1 protein-coding gene is annotated in these 984 nt (G+C 46.3%); it reads right to left on the minus strand.

Annotation, left to right across the window (positions count from 1 at the left end):
- Positions 1-984: redox-regulated ATPase YchF (gene ychF / locus R7E78_RS31240; RefSeq protein WP_318058433.1), on the minus strand; the 984-nt coding region annotated here is incomplete at both ends.

A 984-nucleotide genomic window follows, 5' to 3' on the forward strand; every position in this document is an offset into this window, starting at 1 on the left:
TACAACGTCGCCATCTTTTACGATGTAGTCTTTACCTTCTAGACGCCATTTACCTGCGTCTTTTGCTCCGTTTTCACCGTTGTATTGGATGAAGTCTTCGTAACCAACGACTTCTGCACGGATGAAGCCTTTTTCAAAGTCAGTGTGGATCTTCGCTGCTGCCTTTGGTGCTGTTGCGCCAACAGGAATTGTCCATGCACGAACTTCTTTAACGCCAGCTGTGAAGTACGTCTGTAGACTTAGCAGTTCGTAACCAGCACGAATTACGCGGTTTAGACCAGGTTCTTCGATGCCTAGATCCGCTAGAAACTCTTCGCGTTCGTCGTCTTCTAGTTCAGCCATTTCTGATTCGATCGCTGCACATACAGGAACAACCACGTTGTTTTCTTTTGCTGCGAACTCACGTACTGCGTCTAGGTACGGGTTGTCTTCAAAACCATCTTCATTTACGTTTGCAATGTACATGGTTGGTTTTAGCGTTAGGAAGTTTAGGTAACCTACTGCTGCTAATTCTTCTTTAGAAAGCTCAACGGTACGCGCTGAACCACCTTCTGTTAGTACAGGAAGCAGCTTTTCTAGAACTGTCAGCTCGAACTTCGCGTCTTTGTCGCCGCCTTTTGCTTTCTTCGCGTTACGCTGAATCGCGCGCTCACAAGAATCAAGGTCAGCCATAGCTAGTTCAAGGTTGATTACTTCAATATCTTCGATTGGAGATACTTTACCTGCAACGTGAACGATATTTTCGTTTTCGAAACAGCGTACAACGTGACCGATAGCGTCTGTTTCACGGATGTTCGCTAGGAATTTGTTACCTAGGCCTTCACCACGAGATGCGCCCGCAACCAAACCAGCGATGTCTACGAATTCCATTGTAGTAGGTAGAACTTTCTGTGGGTTAACGATCTTTGCTAGTGCGTCTAGACGTAGATCTGGCACAGGAACCACACCAGTGTTTGGTTCAATGGTACAGAACGGGAAGTTTGC

This window comes from Vibrio sp. YT-19(2023), assembly GCF_033337395.1.